Origin of the sequence: Devosia sp. YIM 151766 (assembly GCF_030285925.1) — a bacterium.
Lineage (GTDB): Bacteria > Pseudomonadota > Alphaproteobacteria > Rhizobiales > Devosiaceae > Devosia.
The window spans coordinates 1,459,045-1,485,647 of the sequence record NZ_CP127251.1 but is presented as its reverse complement, the minus strand read 5'-3'; the positions used below and the strand labels follow the sequence as shown (position 1 = coordinate 1,485,647).

At 63.2% G+C, this 26,603-nt stretch carries 21 protein-coding genes and 1 tRNA gene; 5 read left to right on the top strand and 17 right to left on the bottom strand.

Features of this window, described 5'->3' with window-relative positions; genetic code table 11:
- Window positions 1–268 precede the first annotated feature (268 nt).
- Window positions 269–2,077: an IlvD/Edd family dehydratase gene (locus O9Z70_RS07260; RefSeq protein ID WP_286021973.1), complete on the bottom strand. Its 1,809-nt coding sequence runs from the start codon at window positions 2,075–2,077 to the stop codon at window positions 269–271.
- A gap of 201 nt (window positions 2,078–2,278) precedes the next feature.
- Between O9Z70_RS07260 and O9Z70_RS07255 the strand changes: the two genes are divergently transcribed.
- From O9Z70_RS07255 to O9Z70_RS07245, 3 genes are read left to right on the top strand one after another with little or no spacing between them, the layout of a single operon-like run.
- Window positions 2,279–3,196, top strand: coding sequence for a 2-dehydro-3-deoxygalactonokinase (locus O9Z70_RS07255; protein WP_286021795.1), 918 nt, complete (start codon window positions 2,279–2,281; stop codon window positions 3,194–3,196).
- Window positions 3,197–3,209: 13 nt separating this feature from the next.
- Window positions 3,210–3,821: a 2-dehydro-3-deoxy-6-phosphogalactonate aldolase gene (locus tag O9Z70_RS07250; RefSeq protein WP_286021794.1), complete on the top strand. Its 612-nt coding sequence runs from the start codon at window positions 3,210–3,212 to the stop codon at window positions 3,819–3,821.
- A complete protein-coding gene (locus O9Z70_RS07245) occupies window positions 3,818–4,693 on the top strand; it encodes an SMP-30/gluconolactonase/LRE family protein (RefSeq protein ID WP_286021793.1) in 876 nt (291 codons plus the stop codon). Before O9Z70_RS07250 ends, O9Z70_RS07245 begins: the two co-directional genes overlap by 4 nt.
- Here the strand turns inward: O9Z70_RS07245 and O9Z70_RS07240 are convergent.
- Complete coding sequence (locus O9Z70_RS07240; RefSeq protein ID WP_286021792.1) at window positions 4,690–6,798, bottom strand: ComEC/Rec2 family competence protein; 2,109 nt, start codon at window positions 6,796–6,798, stop codon at window positions 4,690–4,692. The two genes, O9Z70_RS07245 and O9Z70_RS07240, sit on opposite strands and share 4 nt — an antisense overlap.
- Window positions 6,799–6,898: 100 nt before the next feature.
- Between O9Z70_RS07240 and gltX the strand changes: the two genes are divergently transcribed.
- Together gltX and gltA are read left to right on the top strand one after the other, a co-directional pair.
- A complete protein-coding gene (gene gltX / locus O9Z70_RS07235) occupies window positions 6,899–8,314 on the top strand; it encodes a glutamate--tRNA ligase (RefSeq protein WP_286021791.1) in 1,416 nt (471 codons plus the stop codon).
- A gap of 182 nt (window positions 8,315–8,496) precedes the next feature.
- The gene (gene gltA, locus O9Z70_RS07230; RefSeq protein WP_286021790.1) at window positions 8,497–9,786 is read left to right on the top strand and encodes a citrate synthase; all 1,290 of its coding nucleotides are present in this window, start codon (window positions 8,497–8,499) and stop codon (window positions 9,784–9,786) included.
- Here the strand turns inward: gltA and O9Z70_RS07225 are convergent.
- From O9Z70_RS07225 to O9Z70_RS07155, 15 genes are all read right to left on the bottom strand, one after another.
- Window positions 9,762–10,910: a lipid-A-disaccharide synthase gene (locus O9Z70_RS07225; RefSeq protein WP_286021789.1), complete on the bottom strand. Its 1,149-nt coding sequence runs from the start codon at window positions 10,908–10,910 to the stop codon at window positions 9,762–9,764. The two genes, gltA and O9Z70_RS07225, sit on opposite strands and share 25 nt — an antisense overlap.
- Before the next feature lie 16 nt (window positions 10,911–10,926).
- Complete coding sequence (gene lpxA, locus O9Z70_RS07220) at window positions 10,927–11,736, bottom strand: acyl-ACP--UDP-N-acetylglucosamine O-acyltransferase (protein WP_286021788.1); 810 nt, start codon at window positions 11,734–11,736, stop codon at window positions 10,927–10,929.
- Window positions 11,733–12,209: a 3-hydroxyacyl-ACP dehydratase FabZ gene (gene fabZ, locus O9Z70_RS07215; RefSeq protein ID WP_286021787.1), complete on the bottom strand. Its 477-nt coding sequence runs from the start codon at window positions 12,207–12,209 to the stop codon at window positions 11,733–11,735. The genes lpxA and fabZ overlap by 4 nt, the downstream gene beginning before the upstream one ends.
- A complete protein-coding gene (gene lpxD, locus O9Z70_RS07210; protein ID WP_286021786.1) occupies window positions 12,206–13,234 on the bottom strand; it encodes a UDP-3-O-(3-hydroxymyristoyl)glucosamine N-acyltransferase in 1,029 nt (342 codons plus the stop codon). The genes fabZ and lpxD overlap by 4 nt, the downstream gene beginning before the upstream one ends.
- Before the next feature lie 72 nt (window positions 13,235–13,306).
- A complete protein-coding gene (gene bamA, locus O9Z70_RS07205) occupies window positions 13,307–15,511 on the bottom strand; it encodes an outer membrane protein assembly factor BamA (RefSeq protein ID WP_286021785.1) in 2,205 nt (734 codons plus the stop codon).
- Between the two features lie 143 nt (window positions 15,512–15,654).
- On the bottom strand, window positions 15,655–16,791 hold the full coding sequence (gene rseP, locus O9Z70_RS07200; RefSeq protein ID WP_286021784.1) for an RIP metalloprotease RseP: 1,137 nt from the start codon (window positions 16,789–16,791) through the stop codon (window positions 15,655–15,657).
- Between the two features lie 29 nt (window positions 16,792–16,820).
- Entirely contained in the window at window positions 16,821–17,678 is an 858-nt protein-coding gene (locus tag O9Z70_RS07195; protein WP_286021783.1) for a phosphatidate cytidylyltransferase, read from the bottom strand.
- Window positions 17,675–18,436: an undecaprenyl pyrophosphate synthase gene (uppS, locus tag O9Z70_RS07190; protein WP_286021782.1), complete on the bottom strand. Its 762-nt coding sequence runs from the start codon at window positions 18,434–18,436 to the stop codon at window positions 17,675–17,677. Before uppS ends, O9Z70_RS07195 begins: the two co-directional genes overlap by 4 nt.
- Window positions 18,437–18,469: 33 nt before the next feature.
- Complete coding sequence (gene frr, locus O9Z70_RS07185) at window positions 18,470–19,027, bottom strand: ribosome recycling factor (protein WP_286021781.1); 558 nt, start codon at window positions 19,025–19,027, stop codon at window positions 18,470–18,472.
- Window positions 19,028–19,133: 106 nt separating this feature from the next.
- Window positions 19,134–19,850, bottom strand: a complete 717-nt coding sequence (gene pyrH, locus O9Z70_RS07180) for a UMP kinase (RefSeq protein WP_286021780.1) — start codon at window positions 19,848–19,850, stop codon at window positions 19,134–19,136.
- 180 nt (window positions 19,851–20,030) lie between these two features.
- Complete coding sequence (gene tsf / locus O9Z70_RS07175; protein WP_286021779.1) at window positions 20,031–20,957, bottom strand: translation elongation factor Ts; 927 nt, start codon at window positions 20,955–20,957, stop codon at window positions 20,031–20,033.
- 129 nt (window positions 20,958–21,086) lie between these two features.
- The gene (gene rpsB, locus O9Z70_RS07170; protein WP_286021778.1) at window positions 21,087–21,905 is read right to left on the bottom strand and encodes a 30S ribosomal protein S2; all 819 of its coding nucleotides are present in this window, start codon (window positions 21,903–21,905) and stop codon (window positions 21,087–21,089) included.
- Window positions 21,906–22,325: 420 nt separating this feature from the next.
- A tRNA-Leu gene (locus O9Z70_RS07165) sits at window positions 22,326–22,409 on the bottom strand.
- A 71-nt stretch (window positions 22,410–22,480) separates the two neighbouring features.
- Entirely contained in the window at window positions 22,481–24,958 is a 2,478-nt protein-coding gene (locus O9Z70_RS07160; protein WP_353057822.1) for a penicillin-binding protein 1A, read from the bottom strand.
- 93 nt (window positions 24,959–25,051) lie between these two features.
- Window positions 25,052–26,275 carry an N-acetylmuramoyl-L-alanine amidase gene (locus O9Z70_RS07155; RefSeq protein WP_286021777.1) on the bottom strand — a complete coding sequence of 408 codons (1,224 nt, stop codon included), beginning with the start codon at window positions 26,273–26,275 and terminating at the stop codon, window positions 25,052–25,054.
- Window positions 26,276–26,603 lie beyond the last annotated feature (328 nt).

The following is a 26,603-nucleotide window of genomic DNA, read 5'->3' as shown; positions in this document are numbered from 1 at the left end:
GGCTGCGGATCGCTCGGGCGGCGGCTGAATCGTTCGTCCAGGCAGAGTCGTGCGGCAGCAGCGCCGGCGTCTCACCCAGTCGATCAATACGGGCAGGAATGCCGGTATAGGCAAGGAAGATGGAACGCTGGCCTGTCACCCCGGCGGGGCGACGACCTCACCCTTTGCGCACCCTTTTTTTCGAGGTTCAGCCTCGCCGGGGTAGCCTTCATATAAAACCGGCCCCGCTTGTATCGGGGCCGGTCGAAATCGCCTGCGGTAAGCGCAATCAATGATTGTCGCGCGGCAGGCCCTCGGTCTGGGCGATGCGCTGATATTTGACCGCGGGGCGCAGCACGGCGCCGCTGCCGAGCTGATCGATGAGATCGCGCTGGATTTCCTGCCACGGGGTCTGGTGCTTGGGGAACTTATAGCCGCCCTCTTCTTCGAGAACCCGCCGGCGCTGCTCGATCTCGGCGTCGGAAATCAGGATATTGGCTTCGCCCTTGTTGAGGTCGATCCGCACCTTGTCGCCGGTCTTGAGGATGGCGAGATTGCCGCCGGCCGCCGCTTCCGGCGAGGCATTGAGGATCGAGGGCGAACCGGACGTGCCGGATTGGCGGCCATCGCCGATACAGGCGAGCGCATGCACACCCTTCTTGATGAGGTAATCGGGCGGCCGCATATTCACCACTTCCGCCGCGCCCGGATAGCCGATGGGGCCGGCGCCGCGCATGAACAGCAGGGTATTCTCGTCGATGTCCAGCGATGGATCGTCGATGCGCTGGTGATAATCCTCGGGGCCGTCGAAGACCACGGCCTTGCCCTCGAACATGCCGGGATGCGCCGGGTCGTTCAGATAGCGCTCGCGGAATTCCGGGCTGATCACGCTGGTCTTCATGATGGCATTGTCGAAGAGATTGCCGCGCAGCACCAGGAAGCCCGCTTCGGCCTTGAGCGGATTGTCGAAGGGCAGGATGACCTTGTCGTCCTCGATGGGCGTGTTGCGGCAATTCTCGCCGATGGTCTTGCCATTGACGGTGGGCGCGTCCTCATGAATGAGGCCCTGCTTCATCAATTCATTGACCACGGCCGGTACGCCGCCGGCATGATAATAGTCCTCGCCCAGATATTCGCCGGCCGGCTGCAGATTGACCAGCAGCGGCACGTTATGGCCGTGCTGCTGCCATTCGTCGATATCGAGGTCGATGCCGGCATGGCGGGCAATGGCGTTGATGTGGATTGGCGCATTGGTCGATCCGCCAATGGCGGAATTGACCACGATGGCATTGAGGAAATTCTGCTTGGTGAGAATGTCCGAGGGCTTGAGGTCCTCATGCACCATGTCGACGATGCGCTTTCCGGTGCGCCAGGCCATTTCCTGGCGGTCGCGATAGGGCGCCGGAATGGCCGCCGAACCCGGAAGCTGCATGCCCAGCGCCTCGGCCAGCGAGTTCATCGTGCTGGCCGTGCCCATCGTGTTGCAATAGCCGGTCGACGGCGCCGAGGAGGCGACCAGTTCGATGAATTTGGGATAATCGATCTCGCCGGCGGCGAGCATCTGGCGCGCCTTCCACACAATGGTGCCCGAGCCGGTGCGCTCGCCCTTGTGCCAGCCATTGAGCATGGGCCCGACCGAGAGCGCGATGGCCGGGATATTGACCGTGGCGGCGCCCATCAGCATGGCGGGGGTGGTCTTGTCGCAGCCGATGGTCAGCACCACGCCGTCCAGCGGATAGCCATAGAGCACTTCGACCAGGCCGAGATAGGCGAGGTTGCGGTCGAGGCCCGCCGTGGGGCGCTTGCCGGTCTCCTGGATCGGATGCACCGGGAATTCGATGGCGATGCCGCCCGCTTCCCTGATGCCGTCGCGAACGCGTTCGGCCAGCACCATGTGATGACGGTTGCAGGGGCTGAGATCGGAGCCGGTCTGGGCAATGCCGATGATTGGCTTGCCCGATTGCAGCTCTTCGCGCGAGACGCCGTAATTCATGTAGCGCTCCAGATAGAGCGCGGTCATGTCCGGGTTATCGGGATTGTCGAACCAGGCGCGCGATCTTAATTTGCGGCTGCCCGCGCCGCTATTGTCTGCCGTCATCATCTCTATCCTAATTTGTCCGTTGCCCGGACTCGGAGGCCTTGCTGAAAGACGTTCTAGCACGCCAGATCGCGGTGTGAATGTCGTTCAGTGGAAAAATCATACAATTCCAAAAGCAGTACGTCGATGGTAGAAATCTGCCTCAAAGAGCGTTCGATGTTACCGCTGCGGCGAGGCGGCTTGAAGCAATGAGGATGTGGTTTGGCTGAATTTGCGACTTGGATAGCGGTGGACTGGGGCACATCCAATCTGCGGGCCTGGGGCATGAGCGCCGATGGCGCGGTGATTTCCTCGGCAAATTCCGACAAGGGCATGGGCAAGCTGGCCCCGGCCGAGTTTCCGGCCGTGCTGACTGAAGTGGCGGCGGAACTCTCCCCCGCCCCCGGGACCGTCGATGTGCTGATTTGCGGCATGGCCGGGGCGCGGCAGGGCTGGCTGGAAGCCCCCTATCTCGACGCCCCCGCAGACCTGCGGGATCTGGCCGCCCATGCGGTGCGCCCGGCAATGGAGAACGCGGCATTGTCCGTCGCCATCCTGCCCGGCATCTGCCAGCGGCAGGGCGGCGAAGACGTCATGCGCGGCGAGGAAACCCAGCTTCTGGGGCTGGCTTCCTTGGCGCCGGACTATGCCGGCCTGGTCTGCATGCCCGGGACGCATTCGAAATGGGCGCGGCTGGACGGCACCCGTATCGAGAATTTCACCACCGCCATGACCGGGGAAATGTTCGACCTGCTCAAAACCCATTCGGTGCTGCGCCATTCGCTCACCGGACCGCTGGATGGCCCGGATCGCGCCGAAGGCTTTCGCGCCGGCGCCGCCGATGGATTGGACCGTCCCGACAATCTTCTGGGCCGGCTGTTCGGCGTCCGCGCGGCCGCCTTATTGTCGGACCGTCAGCCGGACTGGAGCGCCGGTTACCTGTCGGGGCTGCTCATCGGCACCGAGATCGCCGCCAAACGGAAGCAGATCGGCGCCGCATCGGTGCCGCTGATCGGCTCGCCGGCGCTCTGCGCGCTCTATTGGCAGGTGCTGGACATGTCCGGCGCCAGCGGGCATCCGGTGGATGCCACCGAGATCGTGCTGGCCGGTCTCAAGGCCGCGCGCCAGCATCTTGCGTAAGGAAATGCCAAGCATGACACATCGCCACATCATCGCCATTCTGCGCGGCCTCACCAATGAGGAGGCCGTGCCGGTCTGCTCGGCACTGGTGGAAGCCGGCATCACGCTGATCGAAGTCCCGCTCAATTCGCCCAATGCGGTGGAGAGCATTGCCCGCGCCGCCGGGACCCTGTCGGACCGCGCCGAAATCGGCGCCGGCACGGTGCTGTCGCCGGAAGATGTACGGGCAGTGGCGGGCGCGGGCGGCACCTTCATCGTGTCGCCGGACACCAATGTGGCGGTGATCGAGGAAACCGTGCGGCTCGGGCTCAAATCCTATCCGGGCGTCTTCTCGCCCAGCGAAGCATTCGCCGCCATTCGCGCCGGAGCCACCGGATTGAAATTCTTCCCGGCCGAAGTGCTGGGCGCCAAGGGCATCAGGGCCATGAAGGCGGTGCTGCCGCCTGCCCTGCCCCTCTATGCCGTGGGCGGCGCCAATCCGGATAATTTCCACGAATTCTTCGCCGCTGGCTGCACCGGATTCGGCCTGGGCACCTATATTTTCAAGCCGGGCATGAGCGTGTCCGAAACTGCCGAGCGGGCCGCCCTGGCGGTGGCTGCCTATGACAAGGGAGCGCAGACATGAGCGATGAAGCCAAGCTGCTGATCGATAGCCGATGTGCCTTGGGCGAAGGCCCGTTCTGGCACGATGGACGCCAGCAATTGTTCTGGTTCGACATCAACAATCAGACGCTATTCGCCGCCAGTGCCGATGGCGTGGCGGCCGGGCAATGGCATTTCGACGAGATCGTGGCGGCCGCCGCCATCATCGACAACGACAATCTGGCGCTGGCGGCGGAGACCGGGCTCAAGCGCTTCAACCTCATCAGCGGCGAGATGCAGCACCTGGTGGATATCGAGCGCGATATTCCGGCCAATCGCACCAATGACAGCCGCGTGCATCCCTCCGGGGCGTTCTGGATCGGCACCATGGTCAAGGAAGAGGGGCCGAGCAATGGCGCGGTCTATCACTATCGCGCCGGAGCCTTGACGCGGATCAGGTCGGACGCCGCCATTCCCAACGCGACCTGCTTCTCGCCGGATGGCCGCATCGCCTATTGGACCGATACGCCGACCCAGAAAATCCTCAAATGCGGAACCGACCCGGAAACCGGGCTGCCCAGGGGTGAATGGTCGCTATTCGCCGACGTATCGAGCCATCGCGGCTATCCCGACGGGGCCGTGGTGGACAGCGAAGGCTTCCTGTGGAATGCGCGCTGGGGCGGCTCATGCGTCATCCGTTATGCGCCCGATGGCCGGATCGACCGCATCGTCGAAGTGCCGGTCAGCCAGGTCACCTGCCCGGCCTTTGGCGGCAAGGACCTCAAGCGCCTCTTCATCACCAGTGCCAGCAAGACCTTGTCGCCCGAGCAGCTTGCCGCCGAGAAGGTCGCGGGCGGCGTCTTCCATATCGACCTGGATGTGCCGGGCCAGCCGGAAGCCCGGATAGAGCTTTAAAGCCGTGGCGCAACTCGCCATGGCCGGTTGAGATTGACCATGGCCGGACGGATATCGAAGCGTCCGGCACTGGCATTCCAATGCAGCCAGTGCACGCCGCCGCCCGCCAATTGTGACGGGCCGATCAGCCCATTGCCGGCCGCACATGAATTCGGCGGACGAATTCGGGCAATCAGCAGATCGTGACGTCCGCAATCCTCGGCGAAAGCTGCGGCGTTGCGGACGATGGCGATGGAATAATCCGGCGTCTGGACGATGCAGCCGATGCCGTCGCAGACAGCGCCGGAATGCGTGCGGGCGATCTCGGTCTGGTAATGGCGGCTCCAGACATTGACGGCGAAACTGCCGGTTCGGCCGCTGGCCAGGCCCATGCCGTCGCCATCGCGGATAGCGACCGCCTGCGTCGTATCGGCAATGAGCACGTCCGGGCGGGGTTCGAGGCCGAAGGCGAGGATTGCGGGCACCAGCAGCACCGGAGCCAACAAGCGCCATCGGGTTGTCAGGAAAGCGAACCAGGCCAGCGCCGCGAGGCCCGCAACCAGGGTCCAATCGGCAAGCAAGGGGTTACCGGTCAATCCCTCGCTCCAGCCGGCCACCAGTTCCGCAATCAGCAGCATGCCATCGATGCCCCAGCCCATGAGCTGAAAGCACAGGCCGTCCAGTCCCAGGGGCATGACCAGCATGGCGGCGACGCCGGCCCACATGATCAGCCCGACAAAGGGCAAGGCCATGACATTGCCCAATACGCTCAATGGCGCGGTTTGCTGGAAATGATAGGCGGAGAACAAGAGCGTAGCGAGGCCGGCGATGAAACTCGTCCAGGCCGTGGCCGCCACCAGATGCCCCAGCCGTTCCAGTTTCGTCTTCGCGCCGTCGCGCTTCCGGGGCGTCTCGTAAACGCCGATCAGCGCCACGACAGCGGCAAAGGAGAGCTGGAAGCTGGGGCGGAAGACGCTCGCCGGATCGATCAGGATGATGAGGATGGCGGCGATGGCCACATTGCGCATGGTCAGCGCCCGCCGCCCCGCCAGCACGGCGCCGAAGACCAGCGCCAGCATCAGAGTGGAACGGAAGGCCGGAACGTTGTCCACGCCGCCGGCCAGCAGCAAATAGAGGAAAGCCGCGACGATACCCACCATGGCGGCGATCTGCTTGACCGGCCAGGCCACCAGCGCCGGGATGAAGGCCAGCAGCAGCCGCACCAGCCAATAGATGCCGCCGGCGACGATGGAGAGGTGCAGCCCCGAGATCGAATAGATATGGGCGAGCCCCGAGGCGGCCATGACGTCGCGGGTGTCGTCGTCAATATCGCTCTGATCGCCCATCACCATGGACTTGCCGATGGCGGCGCTGGGACCATCGAGCGCCAGATCGATGCGGCCGGCGATATAGCTGCGCAGGCCCTGAACCTGCCGGGCGAAATCGGCGTCATTGCCGAGGCGGATACGCTCGACCGCCCCGGTCGCCGAGCCATAGGCGCCGACGCCGATGAAATAGGAATGGAACTGGCCATCATGCGAGCCGGGCAGGACCGGACCCGGCACCGGCGCCAGACGGAGCGCGGCCCGCAGGTGATCGCCGGGCCGCAATTCAGGTTCCGAAGGCAGCGACAGCCGGGCGCGTCTGATATCGACCGGGCGCGCGCCGTCCTGCGGCGTCAATTGCGATACCAGGATCCGCTGCCGGCTGTCATCGGCCGAGAGAACCGCATCCACCTGCGCCTCGAAAGTGCCATAGGCGGGAAAGGCGAGCATTTGCGTGCCGAACAGCAATGCATGGGCGGGCAGCAGGCAAAAGCCCAGCCAGAACGCCGCGAATTGGACGGCGAGGCGCATGGCGGCAAGGGATTTGAAATATGCGGCCCCGGCCAGGAGCGCACACCCCAGAACCCCGCCGGCGGCCAGCGCCAGCCATCCCGGCTCGTCGGCCAATATGGCATAGACAATGAGGCCGGCAATCATGCTGAACGGCAAGAGCACGAACAAGCGGCGATATGCGGCTGCGCCGGCAAAGGCGTCGGTGAAGCTGACCGCCATCCGCAGCAGCGGATTGGCGCCGCCGGCCAGCGGCGGCCAATGCCGCCGCGCCGATTGATCCGGCCCCATCCCCCAAGCCTGCTGGCCAGCCACCACGCGCCCCCACCCTTGCGCTCAAGCCCGCCTATGCTACACACGGCCCGCAATTCCTCAAAATATCTCGGTCGCCATGTCTCAGGTCGTCACTCGTTTCGCCCCCTCGCCTACCGGTTATCTTCATATCGGCGGCGCTCGCACGGCCTTGTTCAACTGGGCCTTTGCCAGGAACAAGGGCGGCAAGATGCTGCTGCGCATCGAGGACACCGACCGGGAACGCTCGACCGAGGCGGCCGTCACGGCGCTGATCGAGGGGCTGAAATGGCTCGGTCTCGATTGGGAGGGCGAGCCGATCAGCCAATTCGCCCGCACGGCGCGCCATGCCGAAATCGCCCATGAACTGGTGCGCAAGGGGCATGCCTATTATTGCTATTGCTCGCCTGAAGAACTCGGCCAGATGCGCGAGGAGGCCCGCGCCGCCGGCAAGCCGCCGCGCTATAACGGCTATTGGCGCGACCGCGATCCGTCCGAGGCTCCGGCAGGCGTGAAGCCGGTAGTCCGCATCAAGGCGCCGCTGTCCGGCGAGATCGTGGTGCATGACCAGGTGCAGGGCGACGTGGTGTTCAAAAGCGAGAACCTGGATGATTTCATCATCCTGCGCTCGGACGGGACGCCGACCTATATGCATGCCGTCGTGGTGGACGATCATGACATGGGCGTGACCCACATCATCCGGGGCGACGATCACCTGACCAATGCCGCCCGGCAGATCGTCATCTACAACGCCATGGACTGGACCGTGCCGGACATGGCCCATATTCCGCTGATCCACGGCCCGGACGGGGCGAAGCTGTCGAAGCGCCATGGCGCCCTGGGCGTCGAGGCCTATCGGCAGATGGGCTATCTGCCCGAGGCGCTGCGCAATTACCTCGCCCGGCTCGGCTGGAGTCATGGCGATGACGAGATTTTCTCCACCGAGCAGATGGTGGAATGGTTCGGCCTGGAAGCGCTCAACAAGGGTGCGGCACGCTTCGATTTCGTCAAGCTGGAGAATATCAACGGTCATTACATCCGCGAGGCGGAGCCGGCCTATCTCTATAAGGTGATGGTCGATACAGCCCGGGAAGTGGGCCGCGAGGACGACGCAAAAGGCCTGATTGCCAATCCCGACACCGTGCTCGCCGCCCTGCCCGAATTGCAGCCGCGCGCCAAGACGGTGCTGGAGCTGATCGACCTGGCCCAGTTCATTTATGCGGTGCGGCCGATCCAGCCGGACGCGGCGGCGGCGGCATTGTTGACCGAGGATAGCCGTGCGGTGCTGGCCGGCATTGCCGATACGTTAGGGGGGCTTGCCGAATGGTCAGTGCCCGAGATCGACGCGGCCATGCGTAGGCTGGCTGAGCAGCAGGGCCTCAAGCTCGGCAAGCTGGCCCAGCCGCTGCGCGCCGCCCTGACCGGACGCACCGTGTCTCCGGGCATTTTCGAGGTCATGGTGCTGATCGGGCGCGAAGAGAGCATGGCCCGACTCGGTGACCAGGCGAGCCGCTGAGTGGCCTGCGGGAGCCGGGCGCTGCCCAGCCATCTGGATTAGTCATACTTACCTATCGGTTGCTTGCGAAGGGCAAGACCTGATACCTCTGCACGAGAAATCGGCGCCTCCAGGCGCCGGCCCGCGCCCCCGGGAAACATCTGTCGTTCGCGCTGGGGCGCAGGCCAAACGAGGAGAGCTCAATGACCGAAAAAGTCGCCAAACTCGTCATCGGAGACCAGACCCACGAATTCCCGATATTGAGTGGTTCGGTGGGCCCGGATGTGATGGATATCCGATCGCTCTATACCAAGACGGGCCTGTTTACCTACGATCCCGGCTTCACGTCGACGGCGGCCTGCGACAGCGCCATCACCTATATCGACGGCGACAAGGGCGAGCTTCTCTATCGCGGCTATCCCATCGAGCAATTGGCCGAAAAATCCAATTATCTCGAAGTCTGCTATCTGCTGCTCTATGGCGAATTGCCGAGCAAGCAGCAATTCGTCGAATTCGAGGAATTGGTGACGCGCCACACCATGGTGCACGACCAGATGCAGTATTTCTATCGCGGCTTCCGCCGTGACGCGCATCCCATGGCCATCATGACCGGCGTGGTCGGCGCCATGGCCGCCTTCTATCACGACTCGACCGATATCAACGATCCCGAGCAGCGCGAGATTGCCTCGATCCGCATGATCGCCAAGATCCCGACCCTGGCCGCCATGGCCTATAAATATTCGGTCGGCCAGCCCTTCGTCTATCCGCGCAACGATCTCGATTACGCGTCGAACTTCCTGCATATGTGCTTCTCCGTTCCGGCGGAGGAATACAAGGTCGATCCCAAGATCGCCCGCGCCATGGACCTGATCTTCACTTTGCATGCCGACCACGAGCAGAATGCCTCGACCTCGACGGTGCGCCTGTCCGGCTCGTCCGACGCCAATCCCTTCGCCTGCATCGCGGCAGGCGTGGCCTGCCTGTGGGGCCCGGCCCATGGCGGCGCCAACGAGGCGGCGCTCAACATGCTGCGCGAAATCGGCACGGTGGACCGCATTCCCGAATTCATCGAGCGCGCCAAGGACAAGAACGATCCGTTCCGCCTGATGGGCTTCGGGCACCGCGTCTACAAGAACTTCGATCCGCGCGCCACGGTGATGCAGCAGACCGCCAAGGAAGTGCTGGCCATTCTGGGCGTCGAGAACAATCCGACCTTGCAGGTGGCGCAGGAGCTGGAGCGCATTGCGCTCGAGGACGAGTATTTCATCGAACGCAAGCTCTACCCGAATGTGGACTTCTATTCCGGCGTCATCCTCGATGCGATCGGTTTCCCGACCTCGATGTTCACCGTGCTGTTCGCCGTGGCCCGCACCGTGGGCTGGATCAGCCAGTGGAAGGAAATGATCGGCGATCCGCAGAAGAAGATCGGCCGTCCGCGCCAGCTCTATAACGGCTCCGTGGCCCGCGATTACGCGCCGATCGGCAGCCGCTGAGACCGCCAGATGGTCAGGACCCGCTCGGCCGGGTCCTGCCTTCCATGCGGCGGCAGGCCCGTCTCCATCACCTTCGAAAGCTCGCCAAAGGCATCTAGCTGATCCTGGCGGGCTTTTCTGTTGGCCAGAAGGGCCAGAGCGGCGGGCCCGGCGCTGTCGACCGAGAGCGTGGCAGAAACCAGTTCGGGAACGACGCTGCGCCCGAGAATGATGTTCGGCAGCGAGACCGGCGGACGGCCGAGCCGGTCGAAAATGCGGGCCTGATGACCGTCGAGCGCATAGAGCACCAGCATGGGCACGCGGGCCAGGGCCAGTTCCAGCGTCACCGTGCCGGAGACGCAGATGGCGCCCAAGGCCTGGGCATAAAGCGTCTGGCGGTCCGCGCGCCGGTGCAGCAGCGTCACCGGGACCGGCCAATGCGCCAGTTCGGCTTCCAGCCTTGGCCGCAGCCGCGGCAAGGTCGGAATGACGAGGCCGGAGACTTCAGGCAAAGCAGCGAGATCGGCTGCCATGGCTTTCAGCACCGGCAGATGGCGGCGTAATTCGCCCTCCCGGCTGCCCGGCAGCAGAATCACCGGACCGCTTGCGGGCGCCGTGGCAGTAGCCAGTTTATCGGCAAGGGCCGGATGGCCGACATAATAGGTCGGCGGGCCATTCAGCCGCTCCATGACTTCGGGCTCGAAGGGCAATACGGCCAGCACGGCATCGAAAACGGGCTTGAGCCTGGCGGCCCGTTCAGGATTCCGGGCCCAGACCGATGGCGCCACATAGAGGATCAATGTGCCTTTATAGCCGCGCCTGCGCAGGCGGCCGGCCAGTAATCTCGCGAAATCCTGGGAATCGACCAGCACCACGATGTCGGGCCGGCCGGCAAGGATGGCCCTGGCGGTCTGCTCCAGCCGCCACAGCAGGCGCGGCAGATTGAGGATGACATCGGTGACGCCCATGACGGCGAGGTCGGACATGGGATAGAGCGAAGCCAGGCCCTGCCCCGCCAATTCATCACCACCGATGCCGGCAAGCTCCAGCGATACGTGCTGACGCAGCCGCGCCACCAGATCGGCGGCGATGCGGTCTCCGGACGGCTCGCCGGCCAGGATGAAAAGGCGCAGCGGCTCGGCCATCTTCTATTCCTGCAATTTATTCGCTCTCGTGCCCGTTACGCGGCAACAGGATGGGCCGGTCGCTCGCTGTCTGGATAAAATCGACTACGTCCTGCACCAGCACATCGCCTTCGAACGATTTGGCGGTCGTCTCGACCCGCTCGGCCAGCGTACCTTCTCCCACGAAAATCTGGCGATAGGCGGCGCGCAATTGATAAATGGCTTCGCGCTGGAATTTGCTGCGCTTGAGGCCGACCAGGTTGAGGCCGGTGAGCACGGCGCGATTGCCGACCGCCATGCCGTATGGAATCACGTCTCCATCGATCATGGATTGCGCGCCGATAAAGGCATGGGCGCCGATGCGGGTGAATTGGTGGACGACGCAGGTGCCGCCAAAGATGACATTGTCGCCGACATGCACATGACCGGCAATGCCGACATAATTGGCCATGATGACATTGTTGCCCAGGATCGCGTCGTGAGCGACATGGGCATTGGCCATGATCAGGCAATCATTGCCGATCCGGGTCAGCATGCCGCCGCCTTCGGTGCCGGGATTGATGGTCACCGATTCGCGGATGGTGCAGCGCTCGCCGATTTCGAGCCGCGAATCCTCACCGTGGAATTTCAGGTCCTGCGGCTGATGGCCGACAGAGGCAAAGGGAAAGATGCGAGTGCCGGCGCCAATCGTGGTGCGGCCCTCGACGACGGCATGCGAAACCAGTTCGACATTGTCGCCCAGCACGACATTCGGGCCGATTATGCAATAGGGCCCGATGCGGACCCCTGCCCCCAATATTGCCCCGTCCGCGACGATCGCGCTCGGATGGACGCGTGCTGCGGTCACGAATCGGCACCAACGATCATTGCGGTGATTTCGGCTTCGGCGATGACTATGCCCTTGACCTTGGCCTCGGCCTTGTAGCGGCCGACATTGCGGCGGCGATGGATCTTGGCGATGTGGAATTCGATGGTGTCGCCGGGGCCGGCGGGCTTGCGGAAGCGGGCCTTGTCCACGCCCAGCATCAGCACGATATTCTTCTTGCCGCCGGTGGAATCGTGCTTGATGACGATGGCGCCGGCGGTCTGCGCCATGCCCTCGATGATCAGCACTCCCGGAAAGATCGGATTGCCGGGAAAGTGGCCGAGAAAGATGGGCTCGTTGAAGGTGACATTCTTGATGCCGATGGCGGATTCGTCGCCATCGATATCGACGATGCGGTCGATCATCAGGAAGGGATAGCGGTGTGGCAAGGCTTCCAGGATTTCGGCAATGCTCATGGCATTGAGCTCAGTAGCGCTGGTGACGGTCTCGTTCATCCCCGCTTTTCTCCCTTGGATAATTTCCGCAACACGGCGAGTTCACGCCAAAAATCTCTTATATCCTGCGCCGGCGCCCCGGCAAGTTTGGAGCCCGGCGGCCAGTCCTTGGTGACCGCCGCCCGGCCATGGATCACCGAGCCGCCGCCGATGGTCAGGTGACCGGACGTGCCGACGCCGCCGCCCATCAGGACCCCGTCGCCGACGATAGTGGAACCGGAAAGGCCGCTCATGGCCGCGATCAGGCAATTGCGGCCGATCCGGCAATTGTGGCCGATCTGCACGAGGTTATCCACCTTGGTGCCATCGCCCAGTACAGTATCGCCCAGGGCGCCGCGGTCGATGGTGCTGTTGGCGCCGATTTCGACGCGGTCCTGGATGATGACGCGTCCGAGTTGCGGGATTTTGCGATTGCTTTGACCCAGGTCCAGCCAGCCAAAGCCCTCGGTTCCGATGCGGACGCCGGAATGAATGATCACTTCATTGCCCAGATGGGCGCAATCGATGGTGCAATTGGCGGCGATGACGCAATTGCGCCCGATGGTCACGCCGGCCCCGATGACGCTATTGGCGCCGATCACCGTGCCGCGCCCGATCTCGACACCAGCCCCGATAACGACATTGGCGCCGAGAATGACGTCTCGTTCGTAGATCGGCGGACCGAGTTCGTCGCGAGCGCCGGCGATGATCGATTTGGTGCTGGATGGATAAAGAACGTCCAGAATGCCGGCAAAAACCTCATGCGGCTTGGCGGCGGTAACGGCGATACTGCCCGCCGGCACAAGGTCCCGCAGGGCCGGCGACACGATCACCACTCCGGCATTGGTCCGGCGCAAAATCTCGGCATAGCTCGACTGCGCCGCCAGGGCGACGTCGCCGGCCTCGGCCAGGTCCAGTTCAGCCGCGCCGGCAATCACCTGCCCGGCTTGTTCAATGGTTTCGGCAAGGTCGCCCCGCCCGATCTGGGCAAGCAGCGCGCCTACGGCAACAGGGCCGGCAAAGCGGTGGAAACGGGTATCGACCATGACGCCACTTAAAAAGAAAGAGCCGCGGGGCGGTCGCCCCGCGGCTCGAAAAACTCTCTCACACTGCCTTTGTCAGAGCAAGGTGGAGATGGTGAACTGGAACACCTGAGTGCGGTCGTCGGTCGACTTGTTGAGCACATGGGCAAAGTCGCCACGCAGCGGCCCGAACGGCGAATCCCAGATGAGCGACGCACCAACCGAGGCGCGCCAGGGCTCGTCGTTGCTGCCGATAGTTGCATTGGACCCGTTGAGGGGGCCGCTGCTGATGATGTTGCTGGCATCGCCGATCCAGGCAGCATCCACCCAGACAGCACCCGACAGGCCATAGTTTTCAGGCAGGCCCGGGATCGGAAACTCGATCTCGCCGGAAATGCCGGCAAACATCGTGGTGCCCAGATATTCGCCGCTGCCAAGGCGCGGTCCATAGCCACGGCCCTGAAAGCCGCGCACGAGCTGCGAGCCCGGCGTGAAGGCCTCCACGGCGTGAACACCGCCGCCGCCGAGATTATTGATCACCCCGGCCTGGCCGCGCACGCTGGCCACCATGCCGCTATCTTGCAGCAATGGCATGAAGTAACGGGCGCGGGCCTCGCTCTTGAGCAGGTGATCCGTGGTGCCGGTATAATTCAGGTTGATATATTGCTGGCTGAAGGTCGCGTAGAGGCCTTCCGTCGGCTTCTTGAGATTGTCGACGCCGTTCCAGACCAGGGTATAGCCGGTGAACGCCTTGTGGAATTCCTGACCATCGTTGACCAAATTGGAGTCAGCGGCAACAGGCGGGGTAGCGGTGGCGTCGCCATCCCTGACCACCTTGTATTCGTAGCCGCCAAACACGCTGGCACTCAGGGCGCTGGTCAGCGGAATGCCGAAGCGAACTTGGCCGCCGGTGACTTCCGAACCATAGAAGCTGGCCGAGGTCTCGTCATAAATGCGGTGATAGGCATCGACGCCGGCCGACATCTTGAGGCCCATGAAGCGGGGCTCGGTGAAGGAGAAGTCAAAGGTGCGGCCGGATTGCGAGGCGCCGATGGCGGCGCGCAGATATTGGCCGCGGCCCAGGAAGTTGCGCTCGGTCAGCGACAACTCGCCCAGGATACCGTCATTGGTCGAGTAACCGGCCGTCGCGCCGTATTCGCCGGTCGACTTCTCGACGACGTTGATGTTGAGAACGATCTTGTCCGCTGCCGAGCCCGGCGCGGTGGAGATTTCGACGCGCGAGAAGAAGTCGAGCGCTTCGATGGCATTGCGGCCACGCACGACCATGGAGCGGTTGAACGGGTCGCCTTCGGCAAAGGCCAGCTCGCGGCGGATCACGAAATCGCGGGTCTTGACGTTGCCGGTGATGTTGACGCGCTCGACATAGACCCGGGCGCCTTCGTCCACCAGATAGGTGACGTTGAAGGTATTGGTGGCGACATCGCGGTCGAGGCGGGCGCGCACGTCGGCGAAGGAATAGCCCTGCGCCGTGGCCTCATAGGCCATGTCCTCGATGGATTTCTGCAGGTCGGCCACCGAATATTGGCCGCCCTGGCCCGTCCGGACCGTGCCGCGCAGCACATCGGTGTTCAGGCCGTTGATGCTGGTCTCGATCCCGACATTGCCGAAATCGTAGCGCTGGCCTTCATTGACCGTGACATTGATGAAATAGGCATTGCGGGCCGCGTCATATTCGGCGACCGAATTCACCTGCGCATCGGGATAGCCGCGATTGGCGTAATAGAGGCGGATACGCTCGCGGTCGACGGCCATCTTTTGCTCGTCATAGGTGTCGTCGCGCACCAGCCAGCTCAGGATGCCGGTTTCCTTGGTGAGCATGGTGCCCTTGAGGTTGTTGGCCCCAATAGCGTTGTTGCCGGTGAAGTTGATCCCGGCAATGCCGGCGCGCTCGCCCTCGTTCACGGTGAAGATGACGCGAATGCGGCCGTCCGCGGTCTGCTCGGTGCGCGCAGTCACGGAAACGGACATGAACCCTTCGCGGTCATAGGCCTGGCGGATGCTTTCGATATCCGCGGCCAGGCGCTGCTGGCTGAAGATGCCGGAGCTCGAAATGTCGACCATCGCCAGAAGCTGGGAATCGGGGAAGCGCCGATTGCCCTCGAACAGAACCGCTGCAACCAGCTGCTCCTGCGCCTGGGCCATTGCAACGCCGAGGACGGGAAGGCCAGCCGCCATGGGAGCGGCCCCGAGTATGGCGATCGCGGAAACCGCGCCACGCATCAGCTTGGTGGGGTGGATCATATTGTTATTGCCTTCTGCACCGGCCCAGGGAATCGCCATGCACAGCTCTCCCCCAAGCTAACTCCATTGAAGTGTTTTACTGTTTTTTTAACCAGGAACAAGCGGCCAGTGGCCTCGCGGTTAGCAATTCATTGGTGCCCTTGTATTCGTGCAACACCTTGCCAACCAAGGTTAACAATGGGTTAGCGCAGAATCCCGAAATGGGCGAATATCGTGTCGTTGAACAAGGTGAATACCATCAGCGCCAATACGAGCGCAAATCCGAAACGGAATCCCATCTCCTGCACCCGCATGCTGAGCGGGCGGCCGCGCAAGGCTTCGGCGAAATAGTAGAGCAGATGCCCGCCATCGAGCATGGGGATGGGCAACAGGTTGAAAATACCGATATTGAGCGATAGCAGCGCCATGAGATTGATGAGCGCCACCACGCCCAGCGTCGCCACTTCGCCGGAGACCTTGGCCACTTTCACCGGCCCGCCCAATTGCTCGACATCGCCGCGGCCGACGAAGAAATCGCCGATAAAGGCGGCGGTGCGCTGGATGATGAAGCGGATTTCCTCCACCGTCATGCCGATCGCTTCCACCGGGCCCGGGCGATAAAGCGTAACGTCGGTTTCCTCGACATTGCGGCTGACGCCGATGCGGCCGATTCTCTGATTGTTGCCGAACCGATCCTCGACCTGCACCGCCTCGGGCACCAGCGTCAGAACCATGGCGGTGCCGCCACGGTCGAGATCCACGGCAACCGGCCGCTCCGGGCTGGTGGCGACGTAACGCTGGAAATCCTCGAAACCGCGCACGGCATAGCCATCGACGGCAATGATCTGGTCGCCGGACTGGAAGCCGGCCGATTCCGCCACCGAACCGGCCACGACCTCGCCGATGACCGGCGGGATCGTATAGCGGCCATAGCCGAGCAGCAGCGCATAAAGCACGAGAAAGGTCAGCAGCACATTGGCGGCCGGTCCGGCCGCGACGATGGCGATGCGTCGCCAGACCGACTTGTTGACGAATAGGCGCGGCGCCAGGGCCGGATCGATATTCCTGGCGATTTCGGGATCGGGAACGCTGGCCTCGTTCATGTCGCCGAGAAACCGCACATAGCCGCCCAGCGGGATGGCGGAGATGCGCCAGCGCGTGCCATGCTTATCGTTCCAGCCGATGAGTTCACGCCCGAAGCCGACCGAGAAGGTCTGGATGGCCACGCCATTCCAGCGCGCGACGAGGTAGTGGCCCATTTCGTGCACGAAAACGATGATCGTCAGCACCGCCAGAAAAGGAATGACGTAGGACAAAAGCCAGAAAACGAAATCCACCATGAAGCTTCCAAATAGGGCGCCGCGCAGCGCTACCAGTAGAGCAGCCCTTCGGCCACCGAGCCGAATCCAGCATGCAATCCGCCGACGATAAGGACGAAGAACACGCCGAATGTTAGGCTGTCCAGGCGATCCATCAGCCCGCCATGGCCCGGAATGATGTCGCCGCTATCCTTGATGCGGAAATGGCGCTTGATGGCGCTTTCGGCCAGATCGCCCGATTGGCCGAGTATGCTGATCGAGGCGGAAAGGATGAGGCCGATCCAGAACGGTGAATCGGTGACGAACAGCCACACGACCAGCCCTGCCCCCGTGCCGAGGGCAAGCCCGCCCAGCGCTCCCGACCAGGTCTTGGAGGGCGAGATATCGGGCGCCAGCTTCTCGCCGCCGATCTGGCGTCCGGTGAAAAAGGCCGCGGAATCGGTCATCCAGACCACGGTGCCGAGATAGACGCCGGCCCAAATGCCTATAACGCCGTCGCCGCGCATAGCCAGAACCGAGACGATCAGCAGGCCGAAAAGCAGCAGCCCGCCGATGCGCCAGGGCAAGCCGTCGCGCCCCATGGCCAGGGCGAGGATGCAGGCCAGGGCAATGACGCCCAGCGAGGCGAGAAAACCGAGCAGCAGATAGACGAAGCCCGAAACCGCCACCAACCCCACCAATATCATGCTCACTGGGGTGAGCGGCGCGCGGGAGACCATGGCCTCCCATTCCCTATAGGCGCCGCCATAGACCGCGCCAACGACAGCGGCGAAGAGATAGCTGCCGATATAGAGCGTCGTCGCCGTCAGCGCGATCAACACAATCGCCGAAGCCAAACGCGGGCCGATATCGGACCAGGACCGGCCGGGCGGGGTTGGCTTGGAAACGGGGCCTTCGGGTCTATTCAACGCCCCTGATCTCCTATGCCACCAAAGCGCCGGTCGCGCATCGTATAGGTTTCCAGCACCCGCACGAAGCTGGTCTCGTCGAAATCGGGCCAGTTTTCCTCGACGAATACGAATTCCGAATAGGCCGCCTGCCATAACAGAAAATTGGACAGCCGCTGTTCGCCGCTGGTGCGGATAATGACATCGGGGTCGGGCAGGCCGGCGGTCATCAGCGCGCCGGCCAGATGGGACTCCTCGATCGCCTCCGGGTCGAGGCGCCCTGCGGCCACTTCCCGGGCCAGGTGCCGCGTGGCGGCCACGATCTCGGCCTTGCCGCCATAATTGAAGGCGACGATCAGCGTCAGGCCGCTATTCTGCGCCGTCTTGGCCTCGACATCGTCGATCAGCCGCGCCAGGGACGGCTCGAGCCCGTCGCGGGTGCCGATAATGCGAACCTTGACATTGTTGCCGATGAGGCGCTGCAAATCCGATGCAACAAACCGCCGCAAGAGATTGAAGATGAAAGAAACCTCATCGGTCGGCCTCGTCCAGTTCTCGGACGAGAAACTGAAGACCGTGAGGTAGGAGACGCCATAGGCGATGCAATGCTCGACCAGGCCGCGCAGCGCCTTCACGCCCTCGACATGGCCTTCGGTGCGCCGTTTGCCGCGGAGCTTGGCCCAACGGCCATTGCCGTCCATGATCACGCCAAGATGCGCCGGGATGCGTAATCCCGGTCCGGTCTCCGACTTCAAACTCGCGGCGGGTTCCCCTGCCATCGACGCCCTCCCGGCTCGGGATCAGCGGGCCGGTCAGACCTGCATGATCTCCTGTTCCTTCTGCGCGACGATCCCGTCGATCTCGGAAACCGCGTCATCGGTCGCCTTCTGCACCAGATCCGATTGCTTCTTGGCATCGTCCTGGCTCATGTCGCCGTCCTTCTCCGCCTTTTTCAAGGCATCCATGCCGTCGCGGCGAATATGGCGCACCGCGACGCGGGCCTGTTCGGCATAATTATGGGCGACCTTGGCCAGTTCCTTGCGGCGTTGTTCGTTGAGCTCGGGCAATGGGACGCGGATGACCTGCCCCTCGCTCATCGGGTTGAGGCCGAGGCCGCTGTCGCGAATGGCCTTCTCGACGGCATTGGCCATGGAACGGTCCCAGACCTGCACCGAGAGCATGCGCGATTCCGGCACGGTCACAGTAGCCACCTGATTGAGCGGCATGCGCGAGCCATAGGCTTCCACCGTGACGGGGTCCAGCAGGCTGGCGCTGGCGCGACCGGTCCGCAGGCCGCTCAACTCGTCTCTGAGCGAGGAAATCGACTTCTGCATCCGGGTCTTGAGTTCGCTGAGATCGTAGCTGGCCATGGTCTTCGTCCTTCCAGTCCCTGACCGGACGCCGGCAATATTTCCGGGGCCGGTTCTTCATCTTATCGCAGACGGATCATCGACCCGCCATCAGGCATATTCCAAATTACTGCCGGCCCACGAGCGTCGAACGGCCCCTGCCCGCCAGAACGCCGGACAAGCCGGCCTGGTCGTCCAAGGCATATACGATTATCGGCATGGAATTGTCGCGGGCAAGCGCGAATGCAGCCGTATCCATGACCTTGAGGTTCTTGCTGATCACTTCGTCGTAGCCGATCCGGCTATAGCGCGTGGCATTGGGGTCCTTCATGGGGTCGGCCGAATAGACGCCGTCCACCTTGGTGCCCTTGAGCACCACGTCGCATTCCAGCTCGATGGCGCGCAATGTCGAGGCGGTATCGGTGGTGAAGAACGGATTGCCGGTGCCGCCGCCCAATACCACGACGAAACTCTCTTCCAGCGCCAGCTTGGCGTCGCGCGCGGTGAATGTGTCGGCGACGGATGGCATGGTGGCGGCGCTGAACGGCTTCGATTTCACGCCCTGGCGGGAAATGGCGTTGCTGAGTGCCAGCGCATTGATCATGGTGCCGAGCATGCCCATGAGGTCGGCGGTCACCCGGTCGGTGCCGTCGGCGGCCCCGGCCATGCCGCGGAAAATATTGCCGCCGCCAACCACGATGGCGACCTGGATGCCGCTGCGCGCGACTTCGGCGATCTGGGCGGCGACCGCTTGCAGGAAAGGCGGTTCGATGCCGAACGAATTATCCCCCGCCAGCGCCTCGCCCGAAACCTTGAGCAATATGCGCTTATAGGCAGACGTCATCGGTGGACCCCTTGATCAAGATATGCGGGCCACCGAATCCGGCGGACCGGGCTGACCCTATGGCAAAATGCCCCTCGAAAGAAGGCGAAGTTGCGCAAGAAATGAATAAGAATGAAACGCTCGATCCGCAGAAGCGGAGAGCAACAGGCGGACCGTGAGGCCCGCCTGGAAATATTCGGCTTACTTGGCGCCGGCGGTAGCGGCGACTTCGGCGGCGAAATCACTTTCGGCCTTCTCGATGCCCTCGCCGAGCGCGTAGCGCACGAACTTGCTCAGCTTGATCGGCGCGCCGGCATCCTTCTCGGCATTCTTGATCGCATCGGCGACCTTGGTTTCGCCATCGATGACGAAGACCTGGCTGAGCAGGGTGACTTCCTCGAAATATTTGCGCATGCGGCCATCGACCATCTTCTCGGCGATGTCGGCGGGCTTGCCGCTTTCCTTGACCTGCTCGAGAATGATGGCGCGTTCGCGGGCCACCATTTCCTGGTCCAGATCTTCGGGCGAAATCGCCTGCGGCTGCGCGGCGGCGATATGCATGGCGAGCTGCTTGCCGAGCGCGGACAGGGCGGCCTTGTCACCGCTCGATTCCAGCGCGACCAGAATGCCGATCTTGCCCAGGCCCGGCTTGACCGAATTGTGGACATAGCTCTCCACCACGCCGTCGGTGACTTCGACGGACTGGGTGCGGCGCAGGTTCATATTCTCGCCGATCTTGGAGATGGCTTCCGTCAGCTCGGCCGACACCGAATGGCCGGTGCCCGGGAAAGGCATTTCGCCCAGCTTGACGACATCGCCATCGGCGTCCAGCGCCAGCTTGGCGACGCTGGCGACAATGTTCTGGAACTGCTCGTTGCGGGCCACGAAATCGGTTTCGGAATTGACTTCGACGACGGCGGCCTTGGTGCCGGCGGTAGCGACGCCGACCAGACCTTCGGCAGCGACGCGATCGGCCTTCTTGGCAGCCTTGGCGAGGCCACGGGTGCGCAGCCAGTCGATGGCCGCTTCCATGTCGCCATTGGTTTCGGCCAGAGCCTTCTTGCAGTCCATCATCCCGACGCCGGTCGAGTCGCGGAGCTGCTTGACCATTGCAGCAGTGATTTCCATGGGTTCACCTCTTGGCGCCCCTGGTGGGGCAGCATTGTCTAAATGAATCCGGTCCGTTCGCCGGACCGCTAAATGCCTGCGGGAAAGGCGGAAGCCGCCTCTCCTCGCAAAAGCACGTCGAAACGACGCTTAGTTGACGCTCGCCTCGCCTTCGGCCGCCGGGGCCTCGGCCGGCACGACTTCAGCCGGTGCGTCTTCAGCCGGCAGGTCTTCGACCGGCGCTTCGGTGGCGGCGCCGATGTCAGCGCCGAGAGCGCTGGACGAGCGGCCGATGCCGTCGATGGCGGCGCGCGAGATCAGCGACACGTAAAGCTCCAGGGCGCGGCTGGCGTCGTCATTGCCCGGAATGGCGTAATCGACGACGTCGGGGTCGCAATTGGTGTCGACAATGGCCACGACCGGGATACCCAAGCGGCGGGCTTCCTTGATGGCGTTGGCTTCCTTGTTGGTGTCGATCACGAAGAGCAGGCTCGGCAGGTTGCCCATATCCTTGATGCCGCCCAGGTCGCGTTCCAGACGCTCCTGCTCACGGGACATCATCAGGCGCTCCTTCTTGGTGCGCAGGGCGAGGTCGGTCTCGCTCATCGATTCCAACTCGCGTAGGCGGGCGATGGAGTTCGAGATAGTCTGCCAATTGGTCAGCGTACCGCCGAGCCAGCGGGAATTGACATAATACTGGGCCGATTGCTTGGCGGCATCGGCCACCAGCGGCGCGGCCTGGCGCTTGGTGCCGACGAACAGCACGCGGCCGCCATCGGCGACGGTGTCGGACACCAGTTGCAGCGCGCGGCTGAGGGCCGGCACGGTCTGGCTCAGGTCGAGAATGTGGATGTCGTTGCGAACGCCGAAAATATAGCGTTCCATCTTCGGGTTCCAGCGATGCTTCTGGTGGCCGAAGTGGACGCCAGCTTCCAGAAGCTGACGCATGGAGAATTCAGGCAGTGCCATGATGGGCTGCTCCTTTACCGGTTGATGCCTCCACGAAGCCTCGCGACGGATACCCGCCACCGGATGGATTTCCGCATTTGGGAAAGCCTGCTTCGTGTGTGTGATCACGCCCGGCGCAATACCGGACGCGAGGGCCATATAGGCGAGCATGGGAAAATACGCAACCCAGTAGTCCGGATCCGGCTCCGCTTGCCCCTGCCGATCGGTAAAATTCTCACGAAAATGTCAAGCAACGGCTATCGGATAGATGGCATTGTTCGCTCATAGACCCGTTGTGACATACGGGGCCAGGGGTGAAAGCCCCCCGAGGCGGGAGAGGTCGAGCTCATGGCTTGCCGCTCCCGCGTTTTCGTTGGGACAGGCCGCCGGGCCACGGCGCGATCTGCCGGGCGCCCGCCATATCGCATGAATCATTGAGAATGGTGCCCCCCGCGAGACTCGAACTCGCACGCCTTGCGGCGGAGGATTTTGAGTCCTCTGCGTCTACCATTCCGCCAGAAGGGCACGGGCGGTTCCTATCTCACAACCGCATTCGGCGCAACTCAAACGAGCGGATTTTCACTCGCCATTCAATGCTATTGCCAACGGCTCCGGCCCAGATTGGGATCGAGGAACGTGCCATTGCCGCCGGGCTGCGTGGTGGTGATGCTGGAGCCATATTGCTGCTGCATCAGCAGGTCGCGCTGATAGGCGTCATAGGCCGCGACATCGACCCCGATCACCGAGGTCATGAGGTTCGGCCCCGTTCCGGGCTTGAAGGCCTCGCGGATGCCGGATTCGCCCTCGAAGGCCTGGACGCCGCTATTGGAATTGATCCATGCCGTATGCATGCCCGGCGGCACGTTGAACGGCGTCGCCGGCTTGCCCTGCAATGCCTTGGCCATGAAATCGGTGAAGATCGGCACCGCCACGCCGCCGCCGGTCGAGGCGGAGCCCATGGAGCGCGGCTGGTCGTAGCCCATATAGACCCCCACGGCCAATTCCGGCGTGAAGCCCACGAACCAGGCATCCTTGTAATCATTGGTGGTGCCGGTCTTGCCGGCGACCGGGCGGTTCAGCGCCCGCGCGGCGGTGCCGGTGCCGCGCAGCACCACGCCTTCCATCATCGAGGTGATCTGATAGGCGGTCATCGGATCCAGAACCTGCTGGCGGTTATCGAGAATGCGCGGTTCGCCCTGCCCGTGCCAATCCGCCGCCGCACAGCCGTCGCAGACCCGCTGATCGTGGCGATAGACGGTCTTGCCGTAACGGTCCTGAATACGGTCGATCAGGGTCGGCACGATCTTGCGCCCGCCATTGGCGATGGTCGCATAGGCGGCCGTCATCCGCATCGCCGTGGTCTCGCCGGCCCCCAGCGACATGGCGAGAACCGGCTGCATATCGTCGTAAATGCCGAACAATCTGGCATAATCGGCGATCAGCGGCATGCCGATATCGCGCGCCAGGCGCACGGTCATCACATTACGGCTGCGCTCGATGCCCCGGCGCAGCGTTTGCGGTCCATAGAATTCCTGCGCGTAGTTCTCCGGCCGCCATACCGTGCCATTGCTCATGCGCACCTCGATCGGCGCATCCAGCACCACCGAGGCCGGCGTATAGCCATTATCGAGCGCGGCGGCATAGACGATGGGCTTGAACGACGATCCGGGCTGGCGCAGCGCTTGGGTGGCGCGGTTGAACTCGCTTTCGGCGAAGGAAAAGCCGCCCACCATGGCGAGAACGCGGCCGGTGCGCGGGTCCATGGCCACCAGGGCGCCCTCGATTTCGGGCACCTGCTCGAGCGTATAGATGCCGTCCTTGCCCGCCACATGCGAGACATAGACGACGTCCCCGGTTTTCAGGATGTCCTGCACCGGCTGGGAAACCCATTTGATCTCGGGGCCGGACAAGGTGCCTTCGACCCGTTCCGCCGATATGCCGCCATCCACGTCATTGTCGGGCCGGAGCCCGATACGCGCCTGATTGCCGCCCGCTTCCAGCACCACGGCGAGTTGCCATTCCGGCACATCGCTCAGCGGCCTGATGGCGGCGACGGCTGCCCCCCAATCCTCGCCGAGTTCCACGCTGGCCACCGGGCCGCGGAAGCCGCGCGTGTGATCGTATTGAACCAGTCCATCCATCAATGACCGGCGGGCATATTCCTGCAAACGCGGCTCCAGCGTCGTGCGCACCGACAGACCGCCCCCATAGAGCTGGTCCTCGCCATAAAGCCGCGCCAGGGCCCGGCGCACATCCTCAGTGAAATATTCGGCCGAATAGAGCTGGCTGCCGGCCGCCCGGGGAATGACGTTGAGCGGCTCCTGCCGGGCAGCGACGGCTTGCTCGTAGGTCACGTAGCCGTTCTCGACCATGCGGTCGATGACCCAATTGCGGCGTTCGATGGCCGCCTCGGGGCGTCGGAACGGATGATAATTGTTCGGCCCCTTGGGCAAGGCCGCGATATAGGCGGCTTCCGGCAAGGTCAGTTGATAAAGCGCCTTGTCGAAATAATTGAGCGCCGCCGCCGCCACCCCATAGGAATTGAGGCCGAGGAAAATCTCATTGAGATAGAGTTCGAGAATCTTGTCCTTGGAAAAAGTGGATTCGATCCGCAAGGCCAGCACCGCCTCCTGAATCTTGCGGTCCCAGGTCTGTTCCGAGGTGAGCAGGAAATTCTTGGCCACTTGCTGGGTGATCGATGAACCGCCGCCCTGGATGGAATTGTTCCCGTCCAGGCGCGCCAGGACATTGTCGCGCAGCGCCCGCACCACGCCGTCGATGGCGATGCCGTTGTGGTTGTAGAAGTCCTTGTCCTCGGCCGAGAGGAAGGCTTCCACCACCAGCGGAGGGATAGTCTCCACCGGCTGGAACAGCCGCCGCTCGCGCGCATATTCGGCCAATAACGTGCCATCCGCCGCATGAACGCGGGTGGTCACCGGCGGCTGGTAATCCTGCAGCACAGTATAGTCCGGCAATTGCGCCGTGACGGAGGCGAGATAAATCCCCGCGACGCCGACACCGGCGAGCGCCATGAACATACCGAAGCCGAAAAGCCAGCCGAGCAGACGAAACATTATTTACCCCGCGTCGCGCACGGCCAGGACGGAATCATAGCAGAATCCGGCTGGAAACGTGATCACTTTGCCTTGGATGCAAGCCGGCTTCGCTCATGGCTCTTCCTGCAAACTGTCGAAATATGTCGATATTCCGCGCGCAATCGCCTCGGCCGTGCGGTCGCGCCAATCCGATTGCATGAGATTGGCGATATCGCTGGCATTGGAGAGAAAGCCCAGTTCCACCAGCACGGACGGCACGTCGGGCGCTTGCAGCACGAAGAAATCGGCCTGCCGCACCGGGAAGCGCCGCAACGCCACGCTGGGTTCGAGTTGATGCACGATCGACTGCGCCGCCATGAAGGATTGCACCCGCATCTCGCGCCGCATCAGATCGAGCAGGATGTCGACGACTTCGGGCGCCATGGGCGGCATGGTGAAGCCGGCGATCACGTCCGACCTGTTCTCGGTATCGGCCAGCACCTTGTCGAGCACGTCGGTGGCATTCTCGTCGCGCGTATAGACGCTGGCACCGCGAATTTCGGGTTGCTGGAAGCTGTCGGCATGGATGGAGATGAACAGGTCCGCCTTATTGGCCCGCGCCAGCGCCACGCGCTCTTCCAGCCGCAGATAGGTATCGGTCTGGCGCGTCAACGCCACATCGAAGCGCCCGGATTCAACCAGCAATTCCTGCAAGCGCAGTGAGAAGGCCAGGACGATATCCTTCTCGCGGACACCCTCCGCCGTCTCCGCGCCGCTGTCGATGCCGCCATGGCCGGGGTCGATGACAACCAGCGGCTTGGTGGCAATGGGCAATTCCGAGCCGCCGGCCGGGGTCGAAACCGCAGGCGCACCCGCCGAGGCCGCGCGGTCGCGCTCGACATTGGCGGCAAATTCTTCCGCGGTCGCGGGAATGATGTCCACCACCAGGCGCGCCGGCTGCCCATCAAAGGGGTCCAGTACATAAGCCTGCTGCACCTGGGCCGGGGCGGACAGCGTCAATGTGGTCCGCACCCGGTCGGCAGCCGCCTGCTCGATGGCGTAGCTGGAAACGAGCTCCGCCTCCGCCGGATTGCCTTCGGCTTCCGGGACGGAAAAAGTTCCGGCGCGCAGGTCGACAGCCAGTCTGTCCGGCTCATCCAGGGAGACGAAGGAAAATTCGGTGCGGGCGGCCAGGTCGATCACCAGCCGCGCCCGGTCGGGCGCAACGGTGATCCGGGCATCGATCACATTGGGCAGGGCCGGTGGGCTGGCCTCGTCCTGGGCATGCACGATGCCCAGGAAAACCAGGACCAACAATGGCAGCAGCGCCAATCGAGTCAGAAATTGTCTGGTCAAAACGCGACCGGCTCCCGCAGTTCAATGGCCTCGATGTCACCCGCCCGGGGCGATTCTTCGGCAACACGCAGCTTTATGCGATGATTTGCATTCATGGCAAAGAAATGTCCGTGCAAATGCGTGTTCCTCCAAGCCTTTCGAGTTTCCTGTTGCCATTCCGGCCCAATTTTCTTACACGCTAGTAAGGAAGGCGCGTGTGTTGCGCGGCCATTTTCGGAGCCCGTATCGGCGCTCCCTATGGCGGCAACAGCCTGGACGGATTCGCAAGCGGCGGTGCCGGTCCCGGTTGGACGTTGCGGTTTCAGCGCCCTGACTGAAGAATTTCGGC